Raw genomic sequence first — 13,975 nt, forward strand, 5'->3', positions numbered from 1 at the left:
CTGTGATGTCCACAACTGCCGTACTCGTCATACCCTTTGAGCCGCTCGAAGACCACACGGAGCTGCTCGGCGAGGAGCTCGACCGGATTCGCGCCGAGATCATCGCGGCGCGCGGCGCGGAGGACGCCCGCTACATCCGTACGGTGATCGCCGCCCAGCGCGGCCTGGAGACCGGCGGTCGCGCCGCCCTCGCCGTATCCCTCTTTCCGCCCGCCTGGCTCGCGGGCACCGCGATGCTGACCACCGCCAAGATCCTGGAGAACATGGAGCTGGGCCACAACATCCTGCACGGCCAGTGGGACTGGATGGGCGACCCGGCGATCCACTCCACCACCTGGGAGTGGGACTTCCTCACCCCCGCCGACGCCTGGAAACACACCCACAACCACCTGCACCACACCTACACCAACGTCGTCGGCCGCGACCGGGACCTCGGCTACACGATCCTGCGCATGAGCCCGGACCAGCCCTGGCATCCGGTCCACCTCCTCCAGCCGCTGTACACCGCGCTGCTCGCCCCCGTCTTCGAGTGGGGAATCGCCCTCTACGACCTGGAGGCGGAGGCCGTCCCGTCCGGCCGCAAGAGCGTGCGGGCCCTCCTGGGCGACCTGGCCGGCCTGGCCAGCAAGGCCGTGCGCCAGGCGGCCAAGGACTACGTCCTCTTTCCCTTGCTCGCGGGCCCGTCCGCGCTGCCCTGCCTGGCCGGCAACGTCACCGCGAACGGGCTTCGCAACATCTGGGCGCACACCGTGATCTTCTGCGGTCACTTCCCGGGCGACGTCCTGACCTTCTCGTACGAGGAGGAACAGCTGGACGGCGAGACCCGCGGCCAGTGGTACCTGCGCCAGATCCAGGGCTCGGCGAACATCGAGGGCGGTTCCCTCCTCCACGTCCTCACCGGCAACCTGAGCCACCAGATCGAGCACCACCTCTTCCCCGACCTGCCCAGCAACCGCTACGCCGAACTCGCGCCAAGGGTGCGTGAGATCTGCGCCCGGCACGGGATCACGTACGTGAGCGGGCCGCTGTGGCGCCAGTACGCGTCCATGTGGAGCCGCGTCCTGCGTCACTCGGTGCCGGACGGGTCCCGGCGTCGTGGGGCTTGGATCGGCTGACGGGCGCGGGCACAGAGGCGGAGAAGTGCAAGCCGCACCAGCCGCAGTACCATGGACAGTGGGTTGGCTCACTCTCACGTGCAGCCGCCCGGAAGGGCGACTCCGGCGTGTTTGCGCCGGAGTCGTTGTCACAGCCGCACTGCCGGTTCCACGACCTTCCAAGGGACGCGGCCCGCATCGACTGGTGTCCCGCTCAGGAGGGACAGGTTCGCCGTGCCAGGGCCATCACCATGCCGCGCGCCTGGTCGATCACCGCACGGCTGGCCAGTGCCCGCCCCAACTGCTCGTTTCTGGCGCGTAGTTCGAGGACCTCGGCCAGCAAAGCCGCGTCCCCCGCTGGAGGCACAGTTCTCAACGGTCGCTGTTCTTCACGGGGCGTGGTCACCTGGTGCATGGTGCGTACCTCACAGGGCAGTCATCCTGTCCGTAGGTGGTCAGCGGCGCGTCAGTTGCCGTTCGTCGGCCGCACCGGGCTGGTAGGGCAGTCCGTAGTGTTTGAAGATCGCTTCCGCCTGTTCGGCGGGCAGGACGTCGTCGGTGCCGATCGAAGGGGCCTGCTTCACCAGCGTTCTGACACAGCCGACCTTGAGATAGTCGGGTCCGGCGATCGCGTCCTCGAGGGGGACGAAGACCAGGCGGTGCCGGGTGGGCAGGCCGGTCCGTACCGTGGCCATGGCCGGCTCGTCGGTGATGGTGTCCACATAGAGGCCTCCAGGACGCCGATCTTGTGCGACTCGGTGTCGAGGACATCGCGGTTGCGCCATTCTCGGACGTCGGCTGCGTGAATCATGGCCTCTCCCTACCCGGGCGACTGGCCCGAGGGTCGCGAGTCGCACCCCTGGTTTTCTGCGTGAAATCGCCGCAGCGTACGTCACATTGCCCGCTGCGTGTGCTCCGGGAGCGGCTTGCCTTCCCAGGCGGCGACCAGGGCCGCGGCCACCTCCGGAAGTCCGGCGTCGCACTGCCGTGAGACATCCACCAGAAGCATCCTGGCCGCCCCGCGGCGGCAGAGGGTCAGGACCATCAGCATGCCGCGGGCCTGGTCGATGACCGCGCGCCCGCCCAGCGCCCGCCGCAGGCATGGACTCCTTGGCGATCGCGACGTGTCCGGCCTGGCGTGAGCCGTCCCGGAAGCCGTGGCTGCCGGTCCACTTCACGGTCACCTGTGGTGTTCGTGGTCTCGACGGTCCTCGCGCCGCCAGCGCGCCCGGTTCTGGCGGCTGTAGCGACGGTCCCAGCGTTCGCGACGGTCCCGGCGCTCCCGGTAGTCCCGGTAATCCCCGAGGTCGGAACCGCCGCTACGGCTGCGGCCTCTGCCGCGACCGCGGCCGTGGCGGGTGACGCCGTAGACCAGCACCGCCGCGGCCACCCACCAGAGGGGATCGAGGAAGCCGAAGCCGAACAGGACCACGATGAGGATGAGGAGCAGGACGAACACGGCGGGCCTCCCCGGGAGCGGGACACAGCTTCGATGCCGGGGACTGGGGCCTCACCCCACAGCGTAGTCCTGCCCAAAGGTTGCGGATACCGTGCGACGTCAGCCTGGGCGGCGCCCCGTTCGCGTGCGCCACCCGGCAGGCCACCGCGGAATTGGTGAGGACCGAGGGGATCACCGGATGAGCGGCGTGGCGGCCAGCGTGACTTGTGACGACTGACGGCCGGTCGACCCGGCCGTCACACTCCTTGACGAACAGCTACAAACCGCACTGAGCAGCCGCGTACTGATCGAACGAACCAAGGGGGCAGCACTCGTGAGCTGACGGCAACCGCGGCAGGAACCGGGGAACCCCTGCTGTCCGCTTGTGGGTTGGTCCGCTGTGAGTAGGCGTGCAAGGCCGAGCGGCAATGGTGGAATCCCGGTGGAGTACTAGCACGCCCCGTTCGGAGCATCTGCGGGCTACGCTGTGATCAGGTGGCTGACCTGCGAAAAGGTCGCTCGGCTCCCGAAAAGGTGAAGCGTATTGCCGCGACTGCGTGAGGAATTCGCCGGTTTCGGCTGAGGTGGTGTCCCTCAAGCCTTGAGGTTAATCATGTGGACCGGTTGCCCGGTTGTGCGGGCGATGGTTTCAAAGTCACGGTCGTGATGGAGTAGGACGAGCCCCGCCTCTTCGGCCGCCGCTGCCACAAGGAGGTCGACGGTTCCCGCGCTGCGGTGTTCGCCCTTGGCGGTGAGTTGCTCCTGCACGACGCGGGCGCGCCGGTAGACGCCGTCGGGCATGGGGCACCACGCGTAGTGGCGGTCGAGAGCTTCCCGAATGCGCTCTCGGTCCGCGATGGAGCGTGCGGAGTAGAGGACTTCCAACTCCGTGACGTCACAGATTGCGACGAGCCCCGCGGTGATCCTGTCGTCCCAGTCGGCCGTTGTCCGGCCGAGCAGTACGCGCGCGAGCGCCGAGGTGTCGATGAGGTAGTCGGCGACGGGCACTGGTCAACCCCGGTACTTGCTCTTGTTCAGGAGGATCTCCATGTCCAACGCGCCGTCGGCGACCAGTTGCCGCGCTTCCTCCAGAGCGCGCAGCCGTCGGTAGCGGGCGGTCACCTCCCGCAGGGCGGTGTTGATGGTGTCCCGCTTGGTGGTGGTGCCGAGTTCCTGGGCGGCCGCTTCGAGGGCGTCGTCGTCGAGATCGATCACGGTCCGGCTCATGCCCCTCCTTCATGTATACAGGAGCGTATATCAATATACCTGATCGATTATGCATCGGCTGGGGGTGCACGCGTCGGCCGTTCGGACATCGGGTACCCGGTGCGTCGAAGAGCCGGCTGGGAGGTGCGCCATGAAAGGCTCGGTGGACCGGATCGCGGAGCCCTGGGGGGTGCGTACGCCCTATCGGGCGGGCGGGGAGTGGCCCGTGCGGATCGACACGCATCTGGCGGCCGGGGTCGGCGAGGACGACGTGGAACGGTGGGTGCGGGCCGCGTCGCTGTTGCACTCCAACGGGGACGCCATGGACATCGCGGTGCGAGGCGGGCGGATCGTCGGGGTACGGGGGCGGGCGGCGGACCGGGTGAACCGGGGGCGGCTCGGGCCCAAGGACCTGTTCGGGTGGCAGGCGGGCGGTTCGCCGGACCGGCTGACCCGGCCGCTGGTGCGGGAGCGCGGCCGGCTGGTGGAGTGCGACTGGGGACACGCCATGGGGCGGGTCGTGAGCCGTACCGAAGACCTGCTGGAGCGGCACGGGCCCGGCGCGATCGGCTTCTACACCACCGGGCAGCTGTTCCTGGAGGAGTACTACACCCTCGCCGTCATCGCCCGCGCGGGCATCGGCACCCCTCACCTCGACGGCAACACCCGGCTGTGCACCGCGACCGCCGCGGAGGCGCTGAAGGAGACGTTCGGGAGCGACGGACAGCCCGGTTCCTACACGGACGTGGACCACGCCGACGTCATCGCCCTGTTCGGGCACAACATGGCCGAGACGCAGCCCGTGCTGTGGATGCGCGTCCTGGACCGTCTGGAGGGGGCACGGCCGCCGCGGCTGATCTGCGTCGACCCGCGGCCCACCCCCGTGGCCCGCCGGGCCGCCGTGCATCTAGCACCCCGCGCCGGCACCAATGTCGCGCTGCTCAACGCCCTGCTCCACGAGATCATCCGCACCGACCGGGTCGATCACGAGTACGTCCGGGCGCACACCGTCGGGTACGAGGAACTCGCCGCCCGGGTCGGCGACTGCACCCCGGCCTGGGCCGCGCGCGTCTGCGACGTACCGGCCGCCGCCATCGAGGAGGCCGCCGAGATCCTCGGCGGCGCCGAGCGGCTGCTGTCGACCGTGCTGCAGGGCGTCTACCAGTCGCACCAGGCCACCGCCGCGGCCGTCCAGGTCAACAACCTGCACCTGATCCGCGGCATGCTGGGCCGGCCGGGCGCCGGGCTGCTCCAGATGAACGGCCAGCCCACCGCGCAGAACACCCGCGAGTGCGGCGCCGACGGAGACCTGCCGGGCTTCAGGAACTGGCAGAACGACGAGCACGTCGCCGAGCTCGCCCGGCTGTGGAACGTCACCCCCGAGACCATCCCGCACTACGCGCCGCCTACCCACGCCCTGCAGATGTTCCGCTACGCCGAGCAGGGCTCCCTGCGCATGCTGTGGATCACCGGCACCAACCCGGCCGTCTCCCTGCCCGAGCTGGCCCGCATCCGGTCCGTCCTCTCCCAGGAGCGGCTGTTCACCGTCGTACAGGACCTGTTCCTCACGGAGACGGCGCAGCTCGCCGACGTGGTGCTGCCCGCGGCCACCTGGGGCGAGAAGACCGGCACCTTCACCAACGCCGACCGCACCGTGCACCTGTCCGAGAAGGCGGTCGAGCCACCCGGCGAGGCCCGGCCCGACCTGGACATCCTGCTCGACTACGCCGCCAGGATGGACTTCCGCGACCAGGACGGCGGGCCGCTGGTCACCTGGAGGGACCCGGAGTCGGCGTTCGCGGCGTGGCAGCGGTGCAGCGCCGGACGGCCCTGCGACTACACCGGTCTGAGCTACGACCGGTTGCGGGGAGGTTCCGGCATCCAGTGGCCCTGCACCGAGCGGGCCCCCGACGGCACCGAGCGCCTCTACACCGACGGCGTCACCTGGGCCCACCCGGACAGGTGCGAGAGCTACGGCAAGGACCTGGTCACCGGGGCCACCGTCGAACCGGTGGAGTACCGGTCCCTCAACCCCGACGGCAAGGCGGTCGTCAAGGCCGCCGAGTACCTGCTCCCGCACGAGGACACCACGCCCGAGTACCCGCTGCAGCTCACCACCGGACGTACGCTCTACCACTTCCACACCCGCACCAAGACCGGCCGCGTCCCCCAACTCAACGGGGCCGCCCCGCAGATGTGGGCCGAACTGTCCGCCGGGGAAGCCGCTGCCCGGGGGCTGGCGGAGGGCGACCTGGTGGAGGTGGCCACGCCCCGCGGCGCGGTCCGCGCCCGGCTGCGCGTCACCGCCATGCGGGACGGCATGGTGTTCCTGCCCTTCCACTACGGCTACTGGGACACCCCCAAGGGCCACCGGCCGCCGGACCCCGTCACCGGCCGGGCCGCCAACGAGACCACGATCACCGACTGGGACCCGGTCTCCAAGCAGCCGCTGTTCAAGACGGCCGCCGCCTCCGTCCGCCTGTTCGCGCGCGGTGACGGCACGCCCGCACCCGCCCCCACCACCACGGCCTCCGCCCCGGCCCGCGCGGACGGCGTCCCGCCGACGGCCGGCGGACCGCAGGCGCACGCCACCCACGTCGTCGCCGACCGCGAAGGGAGCGGCCCGTGAACGGCCTCACCCTCACCCTGCGGGCGCTGCACCACGGCGAGCGCAGACTGGAGAAGGAGCTGCTGGCCACGGCCGAACGGCATCGCACCGAGCACGAGGTCCACCACGTCGCGATCGACCTCGCCCGCTGGTCCCACGAGCACGCCGGCCGGCTCGCCGAGACCGGCCACCACTACGGCCTGGACCTGTCGAGACCGCCCGACCAGCTGCCGTACGGCGTCATGGCCGCCCTGCGCGAAGCGGCCGCCGGCACCCTCGCGCGCCGCCCCGAGACCGGACTGCTGCTCCTGCACGACCTGCGCGACCTCTACCTCGCCGCCTCCGGCAACTCCCTCTACTGGGAGATGCTCGCCCAGGTGGCACAGGCCACCAGGGACACCCGGCTCCTCGAACTGGTCTCCTCCTGCCACCCCCAAACCCTCCGGCAGATCCGCTGGGCCGACACCACGCTCAAGAACCTCTCCCCGCAGCTGCTCACCGGCGGCCGCATCCTCCCAGGGGAGTAGCCGGACCCGCTCGGCTCACTCCCGGGAGCCAGAACAGGTGCCCCCGTACGGGCGATGTGCCCGGCGGGCGCTAGGGCGACGCTGAAGGGGCAGGTTCGACGCAGTGGTTCGGGGCAGTACTTCGAGACAGCACTCAGAGACAGTACGAGACATGAGGAGGGCGTCATGGACCGCCGGATCCGTGTTCGTGTCAGCCGTCGGCCCGCGGCGCCCCGGGGCCAGGAGATCGACCGCAGGACGCCATCGGGGCGGATCCTGCCGTACTGAGCATCGATCACTCGTCGGCGGTCTCGGCGGTCGCGGGGGCATGGTGGAGGACCGCCGTGCGCAGGGCGCCGCGCAGCTCCGCCGGGAGGGGCGGACCGCCGGCCGCGGCGCTGGCGGTGACCGCCGCCGCGACGGCGTGCAGCTTGGTGTTGGACCGCTGGGAGGCCTCCCGCAGGATGTCCCACGCCTGGTCGGAGGTGCAGGCGTGGGTGGCCATGAGGATGCCCCGGGCCTGGTCGATCACCGGACGGGAGACGATCGCCCGGCGCAGCTGGCCTATCTCCTCCTGTAGGAGACGCAGCCGCTCCGCGCGTTCCAGCGCCACCGCGGACGGACCGGGAGCGGAGGCGGGTGGCTTCGGTTCCGATGGCTGGAGCGTGGTGCGCAGCGGGTCCGCGGTGTCCAGGGCGGCGAGTTCCAGGATCCGGCGCGGCTGGCCGTTCCAGGCGGTCGCCGAGGCCGGGATGCCGTGGTGGCGGCCGTACGCGTTCAGCAGGTCCAGGAACTCCAGCCCGGCCGTGTCCATGAAGTCCACCCCCGCCATGTCCAGCTCCACCCGGCGTACGCCCGCCGGCAGGGCCGCCAGTGTTCTGGCGAGGGTGTCCGCGCAGCCGTGGACGAGCTCGCCGCGCGGGGTGAGCAGCGCCCGGCCCCCCGCCACGCGGCAATCGATGACCAGGGTGTTCAGCCGCCCGGAAAGAGGTGCGTGTGCCACTGAGGTCATGTGTCCGCCTTGTTGGTCCCCGACAGTCTTCGTTGCGGCGCGTGGCGCGTGTGCCGCACCACGTCACCGGGCTCCGGGCCCGAAGACCGCGGACGAGACTCCGCGGGGGCCCGGCGCGGCTCGCCGTTCGCCTGCCCCTTGCCCGGCGGGCTACACCCCGGCGAGAGCGGAAGAAAGGGATGGAAACGGTAAATCCCGGAGGCCCGCGGGACTGGAGGGGTGGCGACGACGCATACTGGGCACCCGTGGCCCTGAACACCGAGGAGACGGCGTGAGCATCCCCGAGCCCGCGCGGTACGCCCCGCCGGGAGCCGCCGCGCCGGCGGCACAGGCGCCGCAGCTGAAAGTCCGTCCGTTGCCCGGGCGGGCCGGCGTACAGGCGGTGGGCGAGGTCAGTCTGGCCACGCGCGGGATCTGGGAACGCGCGCTGGAGCAGGCTGTTCGCGAGGACGAGGATGTGTATTACTTGGAGCTCTCCGCGGTGACGTTCATGGACGTCGCGGGCGTCGACGCGCTCGCGGGCGCCGCCCAGCGGCTCCGGGACGGCCACCGGATCGTCGTCGACCGGCCGCCACCCGCGCTGCCCCGCATCCTGGAACTCTTCTGGCCCGGCCTCCGGACGATCGAGGTGGCGAAGTCATGAGCGCCGTGGCCGAACCCTTCGTGCACCCCGCGCTGTTCTACGCGGACGAGCCCGAATACGTCGCGGGCACCGTGTCCTTCATCCGGGACGCGCTCGCCGCCGGCGATCCGGTCGCGGTGGCGGTGCCGGGCGAGAACCTGCGGCTGATCCAGGGCGAGTTGGGCACCGACGGCGAGTCCGTGCGGTGGCTGGACATGCGGGAGGCCGGGCGCAACCCCGGCAGGATCATCCCCGGGGTGCTGCGGGCCTTCGCCGACGCCCAGCCGCCCGGCCGACGGGTGCAGATCATCGGCGAGCCGATCTGGGCGGGCCGCAGCGCGACCGAGTACCCGGCCTGCGTCCAGCACGAGGCGCTGATCAACGCGGCGTTCCAGGGCCGCGAGGTCACCATCCTGTGTCCGTACGACACCGTGCGCCTGGACGAGCAGGTCCTCGCCGACGCGTACGCCACCCACCCGACCGTCATCCCGGCCGGCGCCGCCGAGCAGCGGGCCAGCGACGCGTACGCCCCCTTCGCCGTCGTCGCCCGCTACAACGAGCCGCTGGCCGCCGTCCCCGACGGGCTGGCCCTGGACTTCCACGCCGAGACCCTCTCCCAGGCCCGGCACACCGCCACCGCCGAGGGCGCCCGGCTCGGCCTCACCGGCATCCGCCTGGAGGACCTGGCACTGATCACGGCCGAGCTCACCACCAACAGCGTGGTGCACGGCGGCGGTTCGGGCCGGCTGCGGGTGTGGGCCGAGGACGGGTACGTGGTCTGCGAGGTGCGCGACAAGGGGCGGCTGACCGACCCGCTGGCCGGCCGCCGGCCCGCGAGCCGGGACCAGCGCGGCGGCCGTGGCCTGCTGCTGGTCAACCTGGTCTCCGACCTGGTGCGGCTGCACACGGGGGAGGACGGGACCACGGTCCGCTGCTACCTGGCCCGGTGACGTCCTCCGGCTGAGGCTCTCAGGCGGCCAGCGGACCCAGGGCCAGCGGCTCGATCCGGCCCTCCAGCATGGCGCCGATGCCCTGGACGGCGCACACGTCGGGGCGTTCGGCGATGCGCACCGGCATGCCCGTCGCCCGGATCAGCATCTGGTCCAGGCCGGGGAGCAGCGCGGAGCCGCCCACCATCATGATCCCGCGGTCGGCGAGGTCGGCCACCAGGTCGGGCGGGCAGTCCCGCAGCACCCTGCCGATGCCGTCCAGGACGGCGGTCAGCGGGGTCTGGATGACATCGCGTACGGCGGCGGTGTCCACCAGCACGCTCCGGGCCAGGCCCGTGACCACGTCCAGCCCGTGGATCTCGGTGGACGACGGGCCGTGCGCGCTCAGGCCGTTGCCGGACAGGGCGAGCTGGAGCGGCCGGACGGACTGGCTGGGCAGCATCAGCGCGTGCCGGTGGCGCAGGTGCTGCACGATCGCGTGGTCGACGGCCTCACCGCCCACGGGGATCCGGGCGGCGGTGACGATCGACCCGAGGGAGAGGACGGCGACCTGGGTGGCGGCGGCCCCGCACATCATGATCATGGTGGCCTCGGGCTGGTCCACGGGCAGCCCGCACCCCACGGCGGCGGCGATGAGGGTGTCGACGAGCTCCACGCGCCGCGCACCGAGCCCGACCAGGGTCTCGATGGTCGCGCGCTGGGCCAGCGGGTCGGCGTCGTGCGGCGTGCAGGCCGCCGCCCGCAGCCGGGGCTTCCGGCGCAGGGAGCGGCGCGTCTTGTCGCCGAGCAGGTGGCGCAGCATGCGCTGGGCCATCTCGATGTCGACGACCGTGCCTCCGGAGACGGGCCGTACGACCCGGATGTAGTGCGGCGTGCGTCCCGTCATCTTCTCCGCGAACTCGCCCACCGCGATCAGGGCGCCGGTACGGGTGTTCACCGCGGCGACCGACGGCTCGTCGACGGCCAGTCCCACGCCCTTGACGTAGACCCGGGTGCGGGCCGCCCCCAGGTCGACGGCGAAGTGGCAGCGGCGCAACTGCTCCAGATCGACGGTCACGGCAGATCCTCCCGAGTGCGCTGGGCTTCCCTCCTGTGCATCCTGCGGGGGACACGGGGGCGGGCGCCTTCTGGAGGGGGCCGGGCGGGGTGCGGCCGAACGGGGGTATTCGTCCGCCGCCTCCCCGGCGAAGTCAGGATCGCGCGGTAATCTCCGCGCCGGCCGGAGCCGGATCCGGTGCCTGCTGCTCCGACGACCAGCTGAGCCGGACCACCAGCTGCCCCTCCGCCGTCCCCTTGGCGATGACGGCGCCGGCCTCCGCGCCCAGCTTCACACCGAACTCCAGCTCCACCGAGTCCGGCCGCAGCGCGCCGTCGCGGAAGACCCGCAGCGCGGACTGGGCCGCCGAACGCACACCGTCCAGGGCGGACTCGAAGGTGCCGGTGATCCGCTCCGCCGGGTCCTCGCCGCGGGAGACCAGACGGGACCCGCCCACGCCGTCCGCCGTCTCCACGACGACGACCGCGCCGTCCTGCGTCGTGAACTCCACCAACCTGCCCATGGCGTGCCCGCCCCCCGTGACTCTCGTTCCTCGACGCCCCATTGTCGGCGGAAACGAGCCGGGGCGCCAACCCGCCGCTCCCGCCCAACGCCCTTGCGGCACGGGCGACTCAGAGGTGACGCGCGATGCCCCGGATCACGCCCAGCTCCAGCAGGTCCTGCGGGCGGATGCGCAGTTGCTCGGCCGTCGCCTCGATCTCCTCCGGGGGGCGTTTGAGGATCGCGGCCGCCAGTTCCGGGGCGATGACCGAGAAGTAACTGTCCGGGGTGGCCCAGGTGTTGCCGGGCGCGGCCAGCGCGAGCGCGCCGCCCGAACCGCCCTCGCCGATGACCAGGGTGGTGACCGGGGTGCGGGCGGCGGCCACCGCGCCGAACAGGTCCGCGATCGCCGCGCCCGCGCCCTGCCGCTCGGCCTCGGCGTCGTTGGCAGCGCCCGGCGTGTCCACCAGCGTCAGCACCGGTATGCCCAGCCGGTCCGCCAGCCGGACCAGCCGGGCGGCGGTCCGGTACCCGGCGGGCCGGGTGGCGGTTCCCGTCTGAGCGGCATACGCGACGGTACGACCGTCCCGCTCACCGAAGCCGCACCGCATGCCCTCGGCGTCGGTCCCACCGCAACGGTCGCCGGAAAGGCCGACCCGACGGCTGAAGTAGGCGTCCAAATAGGCCCGCGCCCGGGGCCGCCCACCGTCCCGGGCCCGCTGAACAGCGCCCCAGCCGGTCCGGGGCAGCTCCACGGCCCCGAGAGCGGCCGGCACGGGGGCGGGCTCGGGGAGACGCCCGGTCGCCCCGGTCGGCCGCCCCGTCGTCCCCGTCCCGTCCGTCAGCAGCCGCAGCCACAGACCCAGTACCCCCCGCAGCTCCGCCGGAGGCACCACCGCGTCGGCCGCGCCCGCTGTCACCTGGGCCTGGGCCGTGTATGCGGTGGGGTCGGTGTCGGGTGGGCGGACTCGGGAGCCGGCGAAGCCGACCTGGGCGTCGGGGAGGGCGAGGATCACGTCGGCGCCGGCGCCGAGGGTGGCCCAGCCGCCGCCCGTGGTCGGGTCCCGCAGTACGGCGATCTGCGGCAGGCCCGCCTCACGGGTGAGCGCGGACTGGCGGGCCACGCGCTGGAGTTGGGTGAGGGCGAGCATGCCCTCCTGCATCCGGCTGCCGCCCGTGGCGACCAGCGGGACCACCGGGAGCCGGTGCTCGCGGGCGTGTACGTAGGCCGCCTCCAGCCGGTCGCCGGTGCGCTCGCCCAGCGAGCCGCCGAGGAAGCCGAACTCGAACGCGATCAGTACGGCCCGGGTGCCCTCGACGCTCGCGGTGCCGCACACCACGGACTCCCGCTCGCCGGTGCGGGCGGCGGCGCGGGCGCGCGAGGCGTCGTACCCCTGCCAGGAGAGGGGGCCGTCCGGCTTGGACTGCCGCGCCGGGTAAGGGAGTTCGGTGAAGGTGGAGTCGTCCGCGAGCAGGGCGAGGATCTCGCGGGCCGAGAGGCGCTCAGACATCGCCCAGCGCCCGCTTCATGATCTTCCCCATGTCGTTGCGGGGGAGGGCGTCCAGGTGGCGGACGACGCGGGGGCGCTTGTGCGGGGCCAGGCGGCGGGCCACGTGGTCGGACAACTCCTCGAGGGACGGCGGCTGCCGGGGGTCCGTCGGGACGATCCACGCCACGATCCGCTCGCCGAGGTCCGCGTCCGGTTCCCCGGTGACGGCCGCCTCGCGTACCGCCGGGTGTTCGAGGAGGGCGTTCTCGATCTCCCCCGCCCCGATCTTGTAACCGCCGCTCTTGATCAGGTCGGTGGCCTTGCGGCCGACGATGCGCACGTAGCCGTCGCTCTCGCGCACCGCCATGTCACCGGTGCGGAACCAGCCGTCGGCGGTGAAGGCGGCGGCGGTGGCGTCGGGCCGGTTGAGGTACTCGGTGAACAGGTTCGGGCCGCGCACCTGGATCTCGCCGACGGTCTCCCCGTCGAACCCGCTCACCTCCGTCCCGTCCTCCTCCACCAGCCGCAGCTCCACGCCCGGCAGCGGCACGCCGACCGTCCCCGCGCGCGCCTCTCCGTCGGCGCGGACGCTGGTGTTCATCAGCGTCTCGGTCATGCCGTACCGCTCGATCACCCGCCGCCCGGTCGCGGCCAGGATCCGCTCGTGGTCGTGCACGGGCAGCGCGGCCGAACCGGAGACCAGCAGCCGGGCCCGGCCGAGCGCCTTGGCGAGCTCCGGGTCGCCCGGCAGGGCCTCGGCGACGCGGTGGTACATCGTGGGCACCCCGAACAGCATGGTCGCGCCCTCGTTGAGCTCCCGGGTCACGCCCTCGGTGCCGAAGCGCCCCAGGTGCCGTACCGAGCCGCCGCGCCGGAGCGGGCCCAGGACGCCCAGCACCAGTCCGTGCACATGGAACAGCGGCAGCCCGTGCACCAGCACGTCGTCCGCGGTCCACTGCCAGGCGTCGGCCAGCGCGTCCAGGGTCGTGGCGAGGGCCCGGCGGGGGATGACCGCGCCCTTGGGCGGGCCGGTGGTGCCGGAGGTGTAGACGATCAGCGCCGGGTCGCCCTCGGAGGTACGGTCCTCAGGGACGGCCCCGGTGCCGTGCGCGTCGATGTCGACCCGGGTCGATTCCGCGACGGGGGAGGGGAGTTCGGCGCCGGGCGCGGCCAGCACGAGGGCGGGCGCGCTGTCCGAGAGGATGTGCGCGAGTTCCTTCCCGCCCGACTTCGGGTTCAGCGGCACCGCGGCCACCCCGGCGAGCAGCGCGCCCACCACCCCGACCGCCGTCTCCAGTTCCGGCGTCGCCCACACCGCGACCCGGCCCGCGTCCCGGATCCGCTCGGCCACGGCGCCCGCGGCGGCGCCCAGTTGCCCGTACGTCAACGACCGGTCGCCGAACCGCAGGGCGACTCGCTCGCCCGGGCCGCCCGTCAGGGCCGGAAAGAGGGAGGACACGCGGCGCACTCCTTGGTTGTCTCGGGGACCGGCAGGGACTGTCGGTACGAACA

15 protein-coding genes and 1 pseudogene are annotated in these 13,975 nt (G+C 72.4%); 5 read left to right on the top strand and 11 right to left on the bottom strand.

What is annotated here, in order from left to right; translation table 11 throughout:
* Nucleotides 1–5: 5 nt before the first annotated feature.
* Entirely contained in the window at nucleotides 6–1,115 is a 1,110-nt protein-coding gene (locus ACZ7L0_RS30650; protein WP_471245764.1) for a fatty acid desaturase family protein, read from the top strand.
* 193 nt (nucleotides 1,116–1,308) lie between these two features.
* Here ACZ7L0_RS30650 and ACZ7L0_RS30655 read toward each other — a convergent pair whose 3' ends face one another.
* The 6 genes and pseudogenes from ACZ7L0_RS30655 to ACZ7L0_RS30680 all read right to left on the bottom strand — a co-directional run bounded on the left by ACZ7L0_RS30655 (nucleotide 1,309) and on the right by ACZ7L0_RS30680 (nucleotide 3,759).
* Nucleotides 1,309–1,500 carry a hypothetical protein gene (locus ACZ7L0_RS30655; RefSeq protein WP_471245765.1) on the bottom strand — a complete coding sequence of 64 codons (192 nt, stop codon included), beginning with the start codon at nucleotides 1,498–1,500 and terminating at the stop codon, nucleotides 1,309–1,311.
* A 49-nt stretch (nucleotides 1,501–1,549) separates the two neighbouring features.
* Nucleotides 1,550–1,905 (bottom strand): annotated as a pseudogene (locus tag ACZ7L0_RS30660) (PRC-barrel domain-containing protein).
* 81 nt (nucleotides 1,906–1,986) lie between these two features.
* Complete coding sequence (locus ACZ7L0_RS30665; protein WP_471245766.1) at nucleotides 1,987–2,145, bottom strand: hypothetical protein; 159 nt, start codon at nucleotides 2,143–2,145, stop codon at nucleotides 1,987–1,989.
* 129 nt (nucleotides 2,146–2,274) lie between these two features.
* The gene (locus ACZ7L0_RS30670; protein ID WP_471245767.1) at nucleotides 2,275–2,553 is read right to left on the bottom strand and encodes a hypothetical protein; all 279 of its coding nucleotides are present in this window, start codon (nucleotides 2,551–2,553) and stop codon (nucleotides 2,275–2,277) included.
* Nucleotides 2,554–3,126: 573 nt separating this feature from the next.
* Nucleotides 3,127–3,540: a PIN domain-containing protein gene (locus ACZ7L0_RS30675; protein WP_471245768.1), complete on the bottom strand. Its 414-nt coding sequence runs from the start codon at nucleotides 3,538–3,540 to the stop codon at nucleotides 3,127–3,129.
* Nucleotides 3,541–3,543: 3 nt separating this feature from the next.
* Nucleotides 3,544–3,759, bottom strand: a complete 216-nt coding sequence (locus ACZ7L0_RS30680; protein ID WP_471245769.1) for a type II toxin-antitoxin system VapB family antitoxin — start codon at nucleotides 3,757–3,759, stop codon at nucleotides 3,544–3,546.
* A 130-nt stretch (nucleotides 3,760–3,889) separates the two neighbouring features.
* Here ACZ7L0_RS30680 and ACZ7L0_RS30685 point away from each other — a divergent pair, with 130 nt between their 5' ends.
* Both ACZ7L0_RS30685 and ACZ7L0_RS30690 read left to right on the top strand, forming a co-directional pair.
* A complete protein-coding gene (locus ACZ7L0_RS30685) occupies nucleotides 3,890–6,367 on the top strand; it encodes a molybdopterin oxidoreductase family protein (protein ID WP_471245770.1) in 2,478 nt (825 codons plus the stop codon).
* Nucleotides 6,364–6,873, top strand: coding sequence for a hypothetical protein (locus ACZ7L0_RS30690; RefSeq protein WP_471245771.1), 510 nt, complete (start codon nucleotides 6,364–6,366; stop codon nucleotides 6,871–6,873). Before ACZ7L0_RS30685 ends, ACZ7L0_RS30690 begins: the two co-directional genes overlap by 4 nt.
* Before the next feature lie 274 nt (nucleotides 6,874–7,147).
* Here the strand turns inward: ACZ7L0_RS30690 and ACZ7L0_RS30695 are convergent, their stop codons facing one another.
* On the bottom strand, nucleotides 7,148–7,864 hold the full coding sequence (locus ACZ7L0_RS30695; RefSeq protein ID WP_471245772.1) for an ANTAR domain-containing protein: 717 nt from the start codon (nucleotides 7,862–7,864) through the stop codon (nucleotides 7,148–7,150).
* 277 nt (nucleotides 7,865–8,141) lie between these two features.
* Between ACZ7L0_RS30695 and ACZ7L0_RS30700 the strand changes: the two genes are divergently transcribed.
* Together ACZ7L0_RS30700 and ACZ7L0_RS30705 are read left to right on the top strand one after the other, a co-directional pair.
* Nucleotides 8,142–8,507, top strand: coding sequence for an STAS domain-containing protein (locus tag ACZ7L0_RS30700; protein ID WP_471245922.1), 366 nt, complete (start codon nucleotides 8,142–8,144; stop codon nucleotides 8,505–8,507).
* Nucleotides 8,504–9,436 carry an anti-sigma factor RsbA family regulatory protein gene (locus ACZ7L0_RS30705; RefSeq protein WP_471245773.1) on the top strand — a complete coding sequence of 311 codons (933 nt, stop codon included), beginning with the start codon at nucleotides 8,504–8,506 and terminating at the stop codon, nucleotides 9,434–9,436. The genes ACZ7L0_RS30700 and ACZ7L0_RS30705 overlap by 4 nt, the downstream gene beginning before the upstream one ends.
* A 19-nt stretch (nucleotides 9,437–9,455) precedes the next feature.
* Here the strand turns inward: ACZ7L0_RS30705 and ACZ7L0_RS30710 are convergent, their stop codons facing one another.
* The 4 genes from ACZ7L0_RS30710 to ACZ7L0_RS30725 all read right to left on the bottom strand — a co-directional run bounded on the left by ACZ7L0_RS30710 (nucleotide 9,456) and on the right by ACZ7L0_RS30725 (nucleotide 13,922).
* Nucleotides 9,456–10,493 (bottom strand): rod shape-determining protein, encoded by a 1,038-nt coding sequence (locus ACZ7L0_RS30710; protein ID WP_471245774.1) that lies wholly within the window; start codon nucleotides 10,491–10,493, stop codon nucleotides 9,456–9,458.
* Between the two features lie 133 nt (nucleotides 10,494–10,626).
* A complete protein-coding gene (locus ACZ7L0_RS30715) occupies nucleotides 10,627–10,995 on the bottom strand; it encodes a CU044_2847 family protein (RefSeq protein WP_471245775.1) in 369 nt (122 codons plus the stop codon).
* A 109-nt stretch (nucleotides 10,996–11,104) separates the two neighbouring features.
* Nucleotides 11,105–12,484: a carboxyl transferase domain-containing protein gene (locus ACZ7L0_RS30720; protein WP_471245776.1), complete on the bottom strand. Its 1,380-nt coding sequence runs from the start codon at nucleotides 12,482–12,484 to the stop codon at nucleotides 11,105–11,107.
* Nucleotides 12,477–13,922, bottom strand: coding sequence for an acyl-CoA synthetase (locus tag ACZ7L0_RS30725; RefSeq protein ID WP_471245777.1), 1,446 nt, complete (start codon nucleotides 13,920–13,922; stop codon nucleotides 12,477–12,479). Before ACZ7L0_RS30725 ends, ACZ7L0_RS30720 begins: the two co-directional genes overlap by 8 nt.
* Nucleotides 13,923–13,975 lie beyond the last annotated feature (53 nt).

The organism is Streptomyces sp. NPDC039424, from assembly GCF_055639495.1.